Genomic DNA, 15,020 nt, shown 5'->3' with positions numbered 1-15,020 from the left:
CTGTCGGCGTACGGCCGTTGGCACCTCGTGGGAGGACCGGGTGGGCCCCTACGGCGTCTCTTGCTCAGTCGGCCTCACGGTAGGCCCGGCCACTGGCGTTCGCGGACTCTCCGTCGTAGAGGCCGGTCGGACTGGTGGCGGTGGACAGCGCGAACCACGCGTGGCGTTCGACGAACCCCAACTCGTCCAGCATCGTCGACGACGCCTTGATGAAGTCGACCTGCTGTTGCTCACTGGGATAGCGGGGCGCCCCCTGGCTGTAGTCGATGAGGCCGTACTCGGTGAGCCAGATCGGCTTCTGGTAGCGGTCGTGCACGGCCTGGACATAGCGGCGGAGCTGATTGGCCGCGTCGGGGCCGAAGTCCCCGCCGAACCAGTGCAGCGGGATGAAATCGATCCGCAGACCACGCTCGGCCGCTCCGTGCATGAAGCGGTCGAGCCATCCTCCCGCGACGTCGCCACCCGAAGCGACCGCCGGAGCGCCCAGACGCAGCCCGGTGGACTGCAGACGGGGCCAGAGGTCAAGGGCTTGTTCGGGAGTCAGGTTCGCCTGTGCGGGCAAGTCGGGCTCGTTGAAGCCGAGCAGCGCCTTCCCCTCTCGGGACGCCTGGCCCAGGGCGGTGTCGGTGACGGCGTCGGCACCCCAGATCATCGGGACGTACTCGATGTTGTTCGGTTTGGTGATCGGCCCTGTGGTGGACGACCAGTTGTAGTACCAGGACGCACTGGAGTCCTTGAGTGCCTGGGTGACTCCGTCCCCGGGAGTGACTCCGACGCCCTTGCCGGTGGTGTCGGCGACGCGCGACTGGGTGTTGTCGTCCACGGTCGGGGCCGTCTCGGGACCGCGTGTCGTAGGAGCGGTCGGCGGAACGGGGCCGCCGCCGTGGAAGGCAACGGTCAGGCCGGCGCACGCGGCACACTGGCGTACGACCGTGTTGCCTGGCTCGGCATCCTGCTTGGACCAGGCATACGCGGTGGGGCATTCCCGGTTGAGCGCGTCGCTGTAGGGCGTTTTCGCGTCCCGGTTCGGGTTGACACACACCAGGGGTTTGCCGGTCCCCTCGGCCTTGACCAGATTGTCGGGCGGGCAAACGGACACCAGGTCCTTCGCACACCCGACGGCGGAGCATTCGCCGTCGGCCGGGGGCGCGGCGTTGTCGGGGGAGATGGTGACCGCCGTCGACACGGCGTTGACGTAACTGACGTTGTACCAGGGTGCCGAGGAATCCGACGGATCGAAGTTGAACTCGGCCAGGCTGGTGGGCTGTTCACCGGTCGAGCAGTGGCCAGCGTACGGGCCGCAGTCACCGACGTCACAGTGGAAGGTGCTGCCCTCCTCGCCGCCGCAGCCCTGGCGGGCGAAGAACTTCCCGCGCCAGTGACCGGCGCCCTGGTGCTCGGGGATGGTGATGGTGGCCGACTGGCCGGGCTCCAGCATGGGTAACCCGGTCAGAGCGGCCGAGCCGTCCGCGTTCACCGTGCTGCCGACCCAGATGCGGCCGTCCGACCGGTTCTGGAAGGTGACGGTGTGATCGACGACGGCGGCGACGGGCGAGCCACTGGCGTCGACGCCGCCGGAGCCCTGGGTGCGTACGGCGAAGGCGGTGCCGGTCACACCGGCGACCACAAGCAGAAGGGCCAGCAGGAAGGATGTGCGTCTACGCATAGGCGTGCCTCTCGGAAGAGCTGGGATTGCTGGAGCGACGCGGTGTGTGGATCACGAGTCCGCTCGTCCTTCAACGGATTCGCCCACTGGGAGGTTCACCAATTCCCGTTGTCGACTTATCGGGAAAGCCGGATCTATTGGAGGGTCGGAGCCTGTCGTCCCCCTGTAAATCGCCTCTGTGCTGAACCACCTCGCATTCCGTCCCGTTCTATGAGCACCCGACCGGATTGAAAGGGAGCTACTCTCAGATGAGACGGACACAGCGTGGAATCGGGCGCCGTACGGCGGGGGCCATCGCACTGGCTTGTGTGCTTACCGCGACCGTCCAGGTTTCCGCGGTGGCCGAGCCCGGACGGCCGGCAACACTCACCGAAGTGCACACGGAGCTGCGACGGCTCTACCACGATGCCGAAGTGGCGACGGAGAAGTACAACGCCGCTGATGAAAGACTGACGCGACAGCGTAAACGTGTCCGAGAGCTCAACGCGCAGGTCAAGGTGGCCGAGGCGAAGCTGGCCGGCCTGAGGACGAAGGCGGGTGCCGCGGCCCGGGCTCAGTACCGGGGCGGTGGCCTGCCCGCCGAGGTCCAGTTTGTCCTGGCGCCGGATGCCGACAGAGCCCTGGACGACGCCTCGCGGATCCGGCAGGCCCAGCGGTCCACGACAAACTTGATCACAGCCCTGACAACAGCCCATCAGACGGTGCGTGACTGGCGCAATGACGCCGCCGCAGAAGTGAAGCGTAGTGAGGTGAGCCGGCAAACCCTGAAGACGCAGCGCAAAAGGATCGAAGAACGGATCGCCGCCGCGAAGAGGACTGAATCCCGTCTCGCCACCGAGCAACGGCGGGCACTTGTGGCGCTGGAGCAGGAGGAAGCCGCCAAGGTGCAGGCGAAGTGGGTGGATGCCGGCAATCTCCAGCACGTCGGCACCGAGGCCGGTCCAGCCGGCCGGAGGGCCATCGCCTTCGCCACCGCGCAGATCGGCAAGCCGTACGTCTGGGGCGCGGAAGGCCCGGACGCCTTCGACTGCTCCGGCCTCACGTCCCAGGCGTGGCTGCACGCGGGCGTGACCATACCTCGTACCTCCCAGGAGCAGTGGCGCCGTCTGAACCACGTGCCGATCAGACGGATCCGCCCCGGTGACCTGGTCATCTACTTCGCCGACGCCAGCCACGTGGGCATCTACGTGGGAGACGGGAAGATCATTCAGGCGCCCCGGCCCGGCCGGAACGTGTATGTGTCGCCGGTGGCCTCCATGGAGATCCTCGGAGCGGTGCGGCCTGAAGCGTGACACACCAGGGAGCGAGGTCAACCATGGTGTGATCAGTGAGCTTCTTCAGCGGTGCAGCTCCAAGAGTGAGGACGGCCTTGGCGATTGACGTCATGCGGTTGGGGCTGCAGCGGGACCTGCGGAAGATCCGCCAGGATTTCAGGCGGGCGACGCCGCGCTCGACGGGTGCGCGTGCTGCGGCCAGGGCACGGTTGCGGGTCTTGCCGGTAGGGGTCAGTTCCTGCAGGGCCTTGCGTTTGATGCCCGTGGTCAGCCACGGGCCGGCGCCCTGGTACGCGAGATCGGCCACGATCGGAACGCCCTGGCGCTCGCAGATCCGGATGATCCGGTGGGTGCGGGCAGCGGTCAGGTCGTGGGTGCGGCCCGGCAGAGCGGGCGAGAGCCACAGCAGCCGGCCGCCGGGATCGGTGACGACCTGCACGTTCACACCGTGTCGACGGTGTTAGTGAGAGTAGTCGGCCCGGCCGTCGCCGACCCGGTCGCATTCGGCGAGAGTGCCGTCGAGCAGGACGAAGTCGGGTTCGTGGTCGCGCAGCGTCTTGAGCAGGCCCGGTGCACAGGCGGCGAGAAGGTCGACGACCGCACGGGTGTAGGCGTGGGCGGTGGACTCGCTGATCCCGAACCCGGCGGCAATCTTCGCCAGGGTGGTGTGTTCGCGCAGGTACACCAGTGCCACCATCGCGCGCTGGGACGGACGGAGCTTGCAGCGCCGGTCGCCCTCACGGGTGACGATCAGCATGGTGACCCACTCCACGAGTGCATGCGGCAGGTCAAGTGCGGCAGGATGCATGACCAACGAGGCCCCCGAGCAACGTGATTGAGACGTCAGACATCTCGATCAACAGCCCGGGGGCCTCGCTCGTCGCGCTTCACGGCCCGTCACCCGATCGGTGGCCACATCGAAGAAGCTCAGTGTTCGTTGAGTCACTTCCGAGGCCACTACTGACTTCGGCTCGTCAAGGTGAATCTTTGCGAAGTCCCTTATGGGCGTGGGGCGTGGGATGGGGGCGGGCGAATTGTTCAAGCAGGAGATCAAGCCGCTGGGGTGGCCCGGCGTTTGCGGGTGTGCCTGAAATCGGCTTACCAGTGGCTGTGGCGGGATGGTGGTCGTGCGGCTCTGGTCTGCCGTGGCCCGAGCGGGTCGCGGTGTTGTCTGTAGCCGCGCTGCCTGGGGTAGCTCGTCGTGTATCTGGAGCGAGGGCCGGCTGCGCATGGCTGGGTGGAGGTCCAGGTGTGGATCGCCGTGAGGGCGGCCACGCTGGTCGGCCGGAGGTTCCCCGGCTCCTACAGCGTCTCCGGGGCGACGGGGCTGTTGTACCGGTTCGGCTTCAGGCTCGCAGGTCGCCGCCCGGCGGGTGGCCGAGCGCGATGAGCAGGCCGTGACCGCCTGGAAGGAGGCGGCCTGGGCGGAGGTAAGTGAGCCCGGGCGGCCTGCGGAGGCTACCTCTGCTTCGAGGACGACGCCGGGGTTCACCTGGCGCCGTCCAGAGGAGGCACCTGGGGCCGGCGCGGACTGACCTCGGTCGTGACCGTGAGCGGGTGACGCTCGGGGCGCCTGTCGGGTGGCCGGGCCGATCGCGCCACGGCCTGGCTCCCACCCCCGGCTGTGCCATCGCCTGTGCACCCTCCGAGGGGGCAGGGGCATGCGCCGCAGCATGAGCGAGCGGGACCTCATGGTGCTGGTCGACGGCGTCCACCAGCTTGTCAAGGCGCCCATCCTGCTGGTGCGGGACCGGCTGAACACCCACGTCTCCCACGCCATGCGCGGGCTGATTGCCGAGCGTGTATGGCTGACGGTGTTCCTGTTGCCCGCCTACTCGCCCGGCCTCAACCCCGTCGAGTGGGTATGGGCGCACGTCAAGCGCAGCCTGGCCTTCCTCGCTGTCATCGCCCCGGACCGGCTCGATGCCCTTGTCCGCAACTGGTTCCAGCGCCTGCAGTACCGGCCAGACACTTCGACGGCTTCATGGCCGGCACCGGCCTGACCCTTGACGCTCCAACGTCACCCCGACAAGCCGAACTCAGTAACGGGGGTGACGGCCGGGCGGGTCGCAATGTACGGGGCACCCATGTCATTGAGCGCGGTGTTCGTCGCCTGAACTCACCAGCGCGGGCGCCTGGGTGGTTCCGGCGCTTCGCACTCGAACGGTCGCGCACGCGGTGGTGGACTGGGGCACCGATCGAGGTGCGAGCGCGGGAGTCACCGTGAACGTGTGGGCGGCAGTGGGGCGAACGGGTCCAGGACTCCGATGGGAAAGGGGTCCCGCTTACGATGCGATCCGGGCTTGCAGCCTGCGAAGGGCCCCGCCGGGGCACGAATGCTGCTCATGACCGGCGAAAGGTGATCGCGGTGCCACGCGGCGGGGCCTGTCGAATCGGATCCTGGGCCGGTCAGATCGCCCCAGGCAAGCCATAGCCCGTGGAGTTTGGCGACCGCCTCGGGGTGCTCCCACCATACGGAACACCAGGGGGACGCGGATGTCACCTCGTTTCCGTACACCGGCAGCAGCACGTGATGGACCCACAGAGTCAGCCGACGCAGTGCTAGCGCGTACTCAGGCCCCTCCAGATACAGGATGAACTGCGGGGGAGAAAATTCTTTTTCGCCGGATGCTGCGCCCGTTCCATCGGCCCCCTTCTCCGCGGAAGGTGCGGATTCCTCCTCGGCGTCGGGACTCACAGAGCGCTCCGTCGGTGCTGGCGACATGATTTCAGTCCTTCATCGGCGTGGCCTTCGGGCCGAGGCGCTGTGCGACCTGGCCGGGGACAACAACGTGGGAGAACCCCCGCGGGTTCAGACCAGTGGTCTTTCACCTCTCGACCGAGACGGGCGACGGCCACGCGGATCAGGACGGGCGCTGTGCAGGACGCCGACGGTCCGGGGACGACAACGGAGAAGTCCGGCCAGCCAGCCGGTCGTCTGCATTTTCCGATCGCGTGAACCTCGCCGCTCGGACCACCGTTGTGTCACCAGAGGTTGTGCCGTCCCGGCACACAGAAGGGACGAACCGAGATGCCCGAAGAGCGACGACCCGATCCCTATGACCCGCGACGAAGGAACGACCGTGAGACGTCCCTTCTCCCCAACATGGAACAGGAGTCGCCCCAGGAAGTGATGGGCGGACCGAGTCACGACTACGGCGGGTACAGTCAACTCACCGAATTCGGTGAGCATGCCGAGGAATTGCCGCGCTATCCCGGCAGCCCGTACGCGCCGCCCAGCTTCCGGAGCCAGGACCCCCGATACGCACCATCGAGCGCAGGAGCCGTTGCACGCTCGACACCTTTGCCTCACGAGACACTTCCTAACACAGAGGACAGCCGTAGCGAGGTGTTGTTCGCGCTCAACGCCATCGAGCCCATTGCGCTTGCCCACCAGACCTCCTGGTCTACGACACAGAGCCGCTCTGCCGGCTCTGTCTGGGGTGTCCCGCCGAATCAGTCATCGATTGCCGCCAATGCCGGTACGTCGGGGAGAAACGACACGCGCTCCGGTGCCTCCCGGTCCAATTCCAATCACGCGCCGGAGTCTCAAGGCAGGTCGCAAGGCTCTCGGCAGACCAACCAGAACAGTTCCAGCGCTGGCTACTACCAGGCAGCAACTCGGCCCGGCGGGACATCAAGGGGTCCGCGGCGGTAGCAGACAGCGTCGTCGGTGTTCGCACACGAGTAGGACGCCACTTCGGTTGGCCTGACCTTGCGGCAGTCTGGGGCGATCACTGCTGAGCTTGTCAAGCGGGTGGGATGGCGCCGGAAGGCCTGTGGGAGTTGTTGCAGCGGATGGTGGCGCCTGATAGCGTCTAACAGAATGGGCGCTTGGGGCGTGTGGTTACAGGTTTCCCGTCTCGCCATCGGCGATGAAGCGTGTCAGGGAGCGCTCCAGCAGCTCCAGGAACTGCCGTAGGTCACCGGCCACCTTGTCGAGCTCCGGCTCGTCCAGCGACGCCGTCCGTGTCCGGTAGACCGCCCCATCAGGGCTCGCAACGTAGGCCAGGCCACCGCCGTTCGAGCCGATGACCAGGCCATGGACCTGGTCTGTGCCGGCATCGACGATGCCGTCCTCCTGGAGCCGCTGCAGGACGTTACTGGCTGGCTCGAGGAAGTAGCCATTGCCGACGTCTGCCCAGGTGACATCGCCAATGCTGTCGTAGAAGGTGACTAGGTCAGCTGGAGTAGGCGTGACTTGGGCAAGCCTGCGAGCCGCGGCTTGATCATCGTGGTTAGCCGGCCGGACCTCGTTGGTCCCAGGGGGGAAGCCGTGCCGATCCACGAACTCGCCTGTCATGGCCGTGAGAGTCCTGGAGACTCTGTCTGTCCACGAGGCCAGCCAGTCGGGCGAAAGCGATCGATCACTCATGAGGCCGGATCATGGCATGAGCCACGGACATCCACGGCGTGACCAGCGGTCCCAGGATCAGCGCAATGCTCTGAGTTGTCGATGAGTGATGAGACAACAGGCGAGTTTGAGGAACGCTTCATGGATGTCGGCCCTGCGTTCCCAGCGGATGCGCAGACGTCGGGAGCCGTGCAGCCACGCGAAATTCCTCTCCACGACCCAGCGGTAGGTGCCCAGCCCCGTGCCGTGGAGGGTGCCGCGGCGGGCGATGGCCGGCACGATGCCGCGGGCGCGGACCTGGTCACGGTAGACGTCATGGTCGTAGCCGCGGTCGGCGAAGAGGGAGTCCGGCCTGTGGCGGGGACGCCCGATCCGGCCGCGGACCGGCGGAATCGCGTCGAGCAGCGGCAGGAGCTGGGTGACGTCGTTGCGGTTGCCGCCGGTCAGCAGGACTGCGAGCGGGGTGCCGTGCCCGTCGGAAATCAGATGATGTTTCGAGCCGGCCCTGCCCCGGTCGACCGGCGAGGGGCCCGCGTGCTGCCCCCTTTTAGGGCCCTGACGTGAGAGGAGTCGACCACACAGCGGGACCAGTCCAGGCGCGAAGCCGCGTTGAGTTCTGCCAGCAGCACCTCGTGGAGCCGCTGCCAGACACCGGCCTCGTTCCAGTCCCGCAGTCGGCGCCAGCACGTCATGCCCGAGCCGAAACCGAGGTCCTGCGGCAGGTACTCCCACTGGATCCCGGTGTGCAGCACGTACAAGATCCCGCACAGCACCTCCCGGTCCGGCAACGGTTTGCGACCCGGATAGCGAAAGCGCCGCTCCCGCTGCGGCAGCAGCGGCTCCATGTGATCCCACAGCTCATCCGACACGATCCACGGCGACGTCCCCACACCGGACCGAACGCTCAGCTCCCGCCCCGGTCACGGCAACCAGGAGCGATCCACCTCATTGTGTTAGCCGTTGTGAGCCGGTTCGCCCGCCGATGGCGTCCCGCTGTGGTGGTGTAGCGAATCTTCGCGGTTGAATGCGCGGATCCGCAAGGCCGTCCGGGCCCGGGACACTTCCCCACTGACCAGGCTGCCCTCAAACGCGTCTATCTGGCAGTCATGAGCCTGGACCCGACCGGCACCGGACGCAAACGCTGGACCATGCGCTGGGAGGCCGCGCTCCAAGCCTTCGACAGCCGGCTCACTGCCGGACGCCGCTGAACAATTCCGACTGAGTGCTCCAGCCTCAACGTCCGAATGCGCGTCGAGCCTGTGCCCGCGGTTCCGACGGGCTCTGATAGGTGTTAGGCCTGGCTGTCACCGGTGCCGACCGGGTTGCCTGCGGCAGAGTCGAAGCCTGCGTGCCTGTTTGAGGAGCAGAATTGGGAAGGGTGCTGCGGGCTGTGGCTGCGGCCTGGTGCTGCCCTGGCCAAAATTCACCAGGATGGAGTTCACTTTGACGCTGTCGGATACCCTCCATATAAGCGTCCTGCCGGGTGGTGGACAAGTCATGGTACTCATCCTGGACGCTTTGAGCGAATTGGCTGGGGCTTAGTTCCTTCCGAGTGTCTCGCAAGTTGACGCGGTATTCTGACAGTTCATGCAGCTCTCGTGTCACATCGGTTGGATTGGATCGGTGATTCGAGTAGCCCTCGTTGACCCAACGGCCCCTCAGGTGCATGCGTTGTTCCCGTAATTGTGCGATGGCGCGCAGCTCGTCAGGTGTAGGTTCCGGCACCTCGGGCACTGCCATTGGCATCGTTATGACCTCTTCCTCTTGGTTTCTGGGCTGTCCGGATCTCCGGGGATGGGGATGACGCTATTGGTGGTGGCGCGGAACCAGTGGTGAGGCGGCAATGACCGCACAGTCCCGGGTGCGGCAGACCGTCTCGGCGGGCTCAGCGTGGGGTTTACGTGTATGTGCCACGTCTTGTTCGTGTCTGGTGCGCGGCTCCTCCTCCATGGTGCCCGCGGCCTTCTGAGTCAGCGTACCCGGTACTCGGCCCGGTGCCCGGGGCGAATGTGCCGACAAAGGATCGGACCTGTTCCGCGAGTTCCGTGTGGGCGGGTGTGAGCCTGCCTTGGGACCGCAGGGCGTCCCACATGTGGAGCAACTCGGTTGCATGGACCAGCAGAGCGTGCTGGTCATCGAGCCGTTGCCAGGCAGCCGTTGCGCGCGCCACGTCCGCCGGCGCGCGCTCGTCACCGGATCCGCAGCGTATTCGCGCCACACCCAGAGCCAGCACTGTGGCCTCGCGGTGGTCACCGTGAAGATGAGCGAGATAGGCCTCGATCGCGCGCGCCTCCACCACGCACTCGTCATGGGTGCCGAGCGACTTGCTCAGACTCTCGCGCAGAGCCGTGGCGTCGGCGAACGCCTCGGCCACCCTGCCTTCGGCCTCCAAAGCGTGGATACGGGACAGCTGTGCTGTGTACCCATCCGACAGGCGGTCGGCCGACGTACGGGTCAGTCTGCGGACAGGAGTGGCGGCACGAGCGGCGGCTGTGGCGTGAGCACGTGATACGGCGGCCGCAACGGCCGAGAAGTCCCCAGCACGGGCCGGGGCTGCGGCAGGGGCATGGGCAGGAGTTGCCTCAGCTGTCGACGCGGGTTCAGCGGGCTGGTCGTCCACGAGGCGACTGGAGCCGTCCGGGAATACCTCCAGTACGAGGTGGACCGTGTCAGCACTGTCGTTCACAGTGGCCGTGACCGGCGCGGCGTGCTGTTGGGCGAGCCGCTGGAGCCGGTCCAGCACGGCCTCCTGCGCGGCATGACCCGGGTCGGGAACGACGGTTTCTCCGTCGATCTCGGCCAGACCGTCGTCGGAGATGTACACCTGAAACCGGGGAATGACTGCTGTCCTCACATGTGTTTTGTCGAGCGGAGAACCGGTGCATTGAACCATCGTCGTGCGGGTGCCGTTGAGGTGAATGTCCGCAGGTACTGGACTCGGATGCTGCTGGGCCGGCCCCTGACCGGAGTGAGTGCAGGTGAAGATGTCTTGGGAAAACGACTGAGAGGCGGTGTTCGGGCTGGTCGACCGTAGCCCTGGCGTTCACAGGTGCACACCGCGCTTCTGTAAGACCGCCTTCAGGCTGCGCTGGGCGTAGTACACGCGGGATTTGACGGTCCCCTGTGGAATTCCGAGAACCTTGGCGGCGCGTCGGACGGAACGGTCCGCGAAGAACGTCACGTGGAGTATCTCGCGATGTGCGGGGGTGAGTTCCTCCAGGGCATCATGGATCACTATGGAAGTCAGGACTCGTTCGTTTTCATCTCCCTCGCTCCCCAGCTCGGTGAGCCATGTGGTTCCGCTCACCTCGGTCGGCCGTGCCGCGCGTGTACGGTGCATGTCGATGACGAGGTTGCGCGCCACCCGGAACATCCAGGGACGAATGGTCATCTTTTCGTCGTCGGCGAGACACTGGTTGTTCCAGCAGCGCAACAGTGTCTCCTGGATGATGTCCTCGGCGTGATGGGTATCCCCTCCCAACAGGCGTAGCACATAGGCGTAGAGCGCCGGGCCGTGTACAAGGTAGAGATCACGCAGGGCCAGTTCCTCGGCGGAAACCCCGCTCGCCGACCCGATCACCGTCACGTTCATGGTGCGCTGAATTCCTTCTCCATGGCTCTGAGCTGGTTGCGTCCTGGCTGGTCGTCCCCAAGCCGCTCTTCGGCCGTTCGGTTTCCTCCGTCCAGCCAGACCTCACGCTTCACACCGTGGCTCCGTGGGAGGCCGCGGCGGAGGGCATGGGGCGGGCCTCTCATGGCCATGCCGGACATATTGATCACAGCCGTTCTACGTATTGCCGTAGGGAACCGTTGAACGAAAGGCGGAATATCACAACGCGCCGTTGCCCGACTCCTCTCATATGACCGTCCGATCACTCGGACCACAGAATGACCGGCACGGAGGGACTGACCGCGTCCACGCCGATGCGCTCCAGGCCGTCGGAGAGGCGTGCCCGCGCAGCGTCGGGAAGCCGCAGGACATGGGCGGTCGCGAAGCCGGCGCTGTCGCGGCATAGATGTCCCGGTGCGTCGTCGGGGCCGAGGCGCACCTTCTGGTCGGTCATGACGAACCCGAGTCGGCGGACGAGTAGTCCCATCCCGGCGAGATTGTCCTGATGGACGTAGCCCATGACCGGCTTGGGGTCGGCCCGGGCGACGGCCGTGATCGCGACGGCGCTCAGCAGTGTGCCGAGGCCGCGCCCGCGAAGGGCGGGGGAGAGATGGAGGCCGCCGAACTCCCACCGCGGGACAGTGTCGAGTTCATTGCCGCCCGGTTTGACGTAGCAGAGCCCCGCGATCTCTCCCTGACGCTCGACGACGACCATCTGGCGCGCGTCGACCATCTGTTGGAACGCCGTCGGTGTGACGGGCAGCATGAACTCGCCGAGATGGGAGCGGTGAAACTCGAAAGCGGCGTTCCGGGTGATGTTCGTGACCGGGGTGATGACCAGGGCTTCCGGAGTGTGTGCGGCTGGCTTCACAGCCCGTGCCTCCTTTCAGGGGATGTGCCCGAGGGCCTTGAGTGAGGTGGTTGAACAGGAGGAAATCGGTGTAGGCGTGGAGCAGGTAGAGCGGGTAGGGGAGGGCCCCCGAGGCGCACGAACCATGGTCTGGCCAGGCGCCACGTCCGACCCATTGCGATGCCTGCCATGTCCAGGAAGGCCGCCGTGACGAGCGCGATGACCACGGCCGGGCTGAGACTCGCGCCGTAGCGGTCCGCGAGCGTGTCGGCGAAGCCGGTGGTGTGGTGGAGTGCGAGGGCGTAGGACGCGAGGACGAGCAGGGCGGTGGAGCGGGTGGCGCCGTACTTGGTGAGGAGGCAGAGCGCCATGCCGGCGACGAAGTAGTGCGCCCACGAGAACTGCACCGGCACCTCGAGCAGCCGCGAGAGTGACGGGGGAGGTAGCTGGAACCGGTGACGCAGGCCGCGCCGAGCGACAGCCACAGCGCCACACCCCGCGCCGAGGTAAACGCACACGAATCGCGGTGAAGGTGACCGCCGCCCAGTAGGCGGGGTAGAGGCGCGACGCCCGCGAGGCCAGGAACCGGCGCGGTGTACGGTTCCACGCGCTCGGCAGGACGACGAAGCCGCTGACCGTGAAGAAGGCGTCGACGCCGAGGTACCCGTAGCGGGTGACCTGGCCGATCCGCGGAAAGGAGGAGAGGACGCTCTGGCCGCCTGCGCGGCCGGAGAACGTGTAGTGGTAGAGCATCACCGACAATGCCGCGGCGATGCTGAACGCATCCAGTTCGTACATCCGCCGTGTTCCCGGCGTGGTCGTGGACGTTGATGCCGGGGACGGACGGGGCCGCGGTCACCGTGGACCGTGGGCTGCCGAGGGGCTGCTGGTCCGGGCGATGGCGGTTGTGACCAGGGTGTCCAGCAGCCGTTCGTACGACAGGCCGGCCGCTGCCCAGATGCGTGGATACTGCGAGGTCGCGGTGAAGCCGGGGAAGGTGTTGACCTCGTTCACCACCGGTCGGATTCCGTCGCGCAGGAAGAAGTCGACGCGGATGAGGCCGGTGCAGTTCAGCGCCTCGAAGACGTCCACGGCCATGCGCTGGAGTTGCGTCGCGATGCGGTCGTCGAGCTGTGCCGGGATGGTGAACCTGGGCTCCTTGTCCTCATACTTGGCCTCGTAGTCGAAGAACGGCCTTCCGCCGCGGACCGCGATCTCCAGGGGCGGTCCGGCCTCCAGCCGGCCGTCCGGATGCTCGAGCACCGCGATGTCGATCTCCCGGCCGTGTATCGCCTCTTCCACCAGCACCCTCGTGTCCCAGGAACGAGCCGATTCGAGTGCCGCGTCCAGGTCCTCCCAGACCTCGACGCGGGTGACGCCGATGCTGGAACCGCACCGCGCGGGCTTGACGAACGCGGGCAGCCCCAGACGCAGGCGCTCCGCCTCGGACAGGGTGCTGTCCCTGCCCCTCAGCAGCGTCCAGTCGGCGACCGGCAGGCCCACGGAGCTCAGGATGCGCTTGGTCGCGTCCTTGTCCATGGCGATGTTGCTCGCGCTCACCCCGTTGCCCACGTAGGTCACGTTCGCGGCTTCCAGGAGGCCCTGCACGGTGCCGTCCTCGCCGAAGGGCCCGTGAAGGGCCGGTACGACGGCGTCGGCGGACGCCAGATGGGGCAGCACCGCGCGCAGGCTGTCCCCGGCGCCCATGCCCCGGCTGGGTGTGACGTCGGTGAGGTCCGAGGCGGTGTAGGGGCCCTTCGGGAAGTCGAGCGGGCCGGGCACCCATTCCCTGGCCCTGGTGATCCGGACCGGCTGGACCGCGTAACGGGAACGGTCCAGGTTGCCGATGATGCCCGCGGCCGAGGCGCAGGAGACCTCGTGCTCGCCACCGGGCCCGCCGAACAGGACCACGACTCGCGTGCGGGCGTCGTCCTGCGGTGCGGTGGCGGGAGCATCAGCGTGCAGATAGCGGCGCGGAACGCGGGGGTCGACTCCGGTGAGGATCTCGTGCGGGATGGTTCCGGCCCACTCGGCCCACTCGGTGGCAGTGGGCTCGCCGCGGTCTCCCGGGCCGAAGACCACCGCGTCCTCGCCGACCGCGACCTGGTCGTTCCCGGTGTCCACGACGCACTGGTCCATCGCGATCCGGCCGGCCACCCGCCTGCGTGCCCCGCCGACCCAGATCTCCGCCGAGCGTGACGCCCTGAAGGGCAGTCCGTCGGCGAAGCCCAGCGGCACGAGCGCGAGCGCGGTCGGATGCTCGGTGACGTACTCGTGTCCGTAGGAAACGCCCGAACCCGCGTCGACGCGCCGGCTCATGATGACACGGCCACGCAGGGTCATCGCCGGCCGCAGGCCGAAACTCTCCCCCCTGACCGGCTCCACTCCGTACAGGCCGAGCCCCGCGCGCACCAGGTCGTAGTGGGTGTCAGGAGCGGCCAGCGCGGCGGCCGAGTTGGCCAGGTGCAGCAACTCGGGCCGCAATCCCGCGGCGCGGGCCTGGGACACCGCCGTCTCGAAGGCGTCGACCTGACCGGGAACGCTCGCGTGCCGGGGATCGTCGGGGTGGATGAGATGCGACCAGATCCCACGCACCCGCAGCAGGCCCTGTCGTTCGAACTCAACCGCTGCTGCGAGCAGTTGGGGCCAGTCGACAGTACTGGGGCCGTTGCGCCCGAGCGCGGTGTCCACCTTGAGGTGGACGGCGCCCGGGATACCGGCCTTCTCGGCACACGCGGCGATCCCCGCCAGGTGTGCAGGGGAGACGGCCGACAGGTCCACGTCCTGTCGGAGCATCTCGGTGACGTCCTCACCCGGCAGATGCATCCAGGCCAGGATGGGCGCCGTGATTCCCGCCTTGCGCAGCTTCAGCGTCTCCGGCGTGGAGGTGGCGCCCAGCCAGGTGGCTCCGTGAGCGAGTGCGGTGCGTGCCACCTGTACGGCTCCGTGACCGAATCCGTCGGCCTTCACCACCGCCATCAGGGCGGCGCCGCGCGAACGGGTCGCCAGAACACGGGTGTTGTGAGCGATCGCGGAGAGATCGACCACCGCCTCGGACAACCGGTGCCGGACGGCACCGGGGTGTGCATCACATTCGGGTTCCGACCTCGCTGTGGGCGACTGGCGCGTCATCAAAACTCCGTGGGGCTCGTAAGTGTGGACAGCGTGGTCATTCGAGATTCGTCAACGGAGAATGCACCGTGCCCGTGACGAGTTGCTCCCGTGGGGGATACGGGCGACCGCGTGCGAACGTTGAATCTCACGTT

At 67.1% G+C, this 15,020-nt stretch carries 9 protein-coding genes and 3 pseudogenes; 3 read left to right on the top strand and 9 right to left on the bottom strand.

Translation table 11 applies throughout. The annotated features are described in order from the left end of the window. Positions 1 to 64: 64 nt before the first annotated feature. A complete protein-coding gene (locus ACZ56V_RS35315) occupies positions 65 to 1,666 on the bottom strand; it encodes a glycosyl hydrolase (protein ID WP_468947705.1) in 1,602 nt (533 codons plus the stop codon). Between the two features lie 338 nt (positions 1,667 to 2,004). Between ACZ56V_RS35315 and ACZ56V_RS35310 the strand changes: the two genes are divergently transcribed. Beyond that, complete coding sequence (locus ACZ56V_RS35310) at positions 2,005 to 2,958, top strand: C40 family peptidase (protein ID WP_468947703.1); 954 nt, start codon at positions 2,005 to 2,007, stop codon at positions 2,956 to 2,958. Between the two features lie 61 nt (positions 2,959 to 3,019). Here ACZ56V_RS35310 and ACZ56V_RS35305 read toward each other — a convergent pair. After that, a pseudogene (locus ACZ56V_RS35305) lies at positions 3,020 to 3,754 on the bottom strand (transposase); the annotation flags it as partial. Positions 3,755 to 3,959: 205 nt separating this feature from the next. On the opposite strand from ACZ56V_RS35305, the pseudogene ACZ56V_RS35300 reads away from it, so the two are divergent. Next, positions 3,960 to 4,966, top strand: a pseudogene (locus tag ACZ56V_RS35300) (winged helix-turn-helix domain-containing protein); the annotation flags it as partial. 192 nt (positions 4,967 to 5,158) lie between these two features. Here the strand turns inward: ACZ56V_RS35300 and ACZ56V_RS35295 are convergent. The 3 genes from ACZ56V_RS35295 to ACZ56V_RS35285 all read right to left on the bottom strand — a co-directional run bounded on the left by ACZ56V_RS35295 (position 5,159) and on the right by ACZ56V_RS35285 (position 8,139). Continuing rightward, a complete protein-coding gene (locus tag ACZ56V_RS35295) occupies positions 5,159 to 5,665 on the bottom strand; it encodes a DUF4913 domain-containing protein (protein ID WP_468947702.1) in 507 nt (168 codons plus the stop codon). A gap of 1,122 nt (positions 5,666 to 6,787) precedes the next feature. Next, on the bottom strand, positions 6,788 to 7,243 hold the full coding sequence (locus ACZ56V_RS35290) for an SMI1/KNR4 family protein (RefSeq protein ID WP_468947700.1): 456 nt from the start codon (positions 7,241 to 7,243) through the stop codon (positions 6,788 to 6,790). 129 nt (positions 7,244 to 7,372) lie between these two features. Then, a protein-coding gene (locus ACZ56V_RS35285; protein WP_468947750.1) for an IS5 family transposase occupies positions 7,373 to 8,139 on the bottom strand; the annotation gives its coding sequence in 2 pieces (ribosomal slippage) (positions 7,373 to 7,858 and positions 7,861 to 8,139; 765 coding nt in all). A 175-nt stretch (positions 8,140 to 8,314) separates the two neighbouring features. Between ACZ56V_RS35285 and ACZ56V_RS35280 the strand changes: the two are divergent. Continuing rightward, positions 8,315 to 8,502: pseudogene (locus ACZ56V_RS35280) on the top strand (IS256 family transposase); the annotation flags it as partial. 689 nt (positions 8,503 to 9,191) lie between these two features. Here ACZ56V_RS35280 and ACZ56V_RS35275 read toward each other — a convergent pair. The 4 genes from ACZ56V_RS35275 to alr form a co-directional block, all read right to left on the bottom strand. Further along, the gene (locus ACZ56V_RS35275; RefSeq protein WP_468947699.1) at positions 9,192 to 10,148 is read right to left on the bottom strand and encodes a hypothetical protein; all 957 of its coding nucleotides are present in this window, start codon (positions 10,146 to 10,148) and stop codon (positions 9,192 to 9,194) included. Between the two features lie 189 nt (positions 10,149 to 10,337). Next, entirely contained in the window at positions 10,338 to 10,886 is a 549-nt protein-coding gene (locus ACZ56V_RS35270) for a sigma-70 family RNA polymerase sigma factor (RefSeq protein WP_468947697.1), read from the bottom strand. 280 nt (positions 10,887 to 11,166) lie between these two features. Then, positions 11,167 to 11,775: a GNAT family N-acetyltransferase gene (locus tag ACZ56V_RS35265; protein ID WP_468947695.1), complete on the bottom strand. Its 609-nt coding sequence runs from the start codon at positions 11,773 to 11,775 to the stop codon at positions 11,167 to 11,169. 834 nt (positions 11,776 to 12,609) lie between these two features. Beyond that, on the bottom strand, positions 12,610 to 14,886 hold the full coding sequence (gene alr, locus ACZ56V_RS35260) for an alanine racemase (protein WP_468947693.1): 2,277 nt from the start codon (positions 14,884 to 14,886) through the stop codon (positions 12,610 to 12,612). Between the last annotated feature and the right edge of the window lie 134 nt (positions 14,887 to 15,020).

This window comes from Streptomyces sp. NPDC034099, assembly GCF_055575415.1.
The sequence above is the reverse complement of the archived record's forward strand: the minus strand, read 5'-3'. Positions and strand labels throughout refer to the sequence as shown.

Excerpts from the sequence above, each read along its gene's own strand:
- ACZ56V_RS35315 (WP_468947705.1), bottom strand. The coding sequence starts at position 1,666 with ATGCGTAGACGCACATCCTTCCTGCTGGCCCTTCTGCTTGTGGTCGCC.
- ACZ56V_RS35295 (WP_468947702.1), bottom strand. The coding sequence starts at position 5,665 with ATGTCGCCAGCACCGACGGAGCGCTCTGTGAGTCCCGACGCCGAGGAG.
- ACZ56V_RS35290 (WP_468947700.1), bottom strand. The coding sequence starts at position 7,243 with ATGACAGGCGAGTTCGTGGATCGGCACGGCTTCCCCCCTGGGACCAAC.
- ACZ56V_RS35270 (WP_468947697.1), bottom strand. The coding sequence starts at position 10,886 with ATGAACGTGACGGTGATCGGGTCGGCGAGCGGGGTTTCCGCCGAGGAA.
- alr (WP_468947693.1), bottom strand. The coding sequence starts at position 14,886 with ATGACGCGCCAGTCGCCCACAGCGAGGTCGGAACCCGAATGTGATGCA.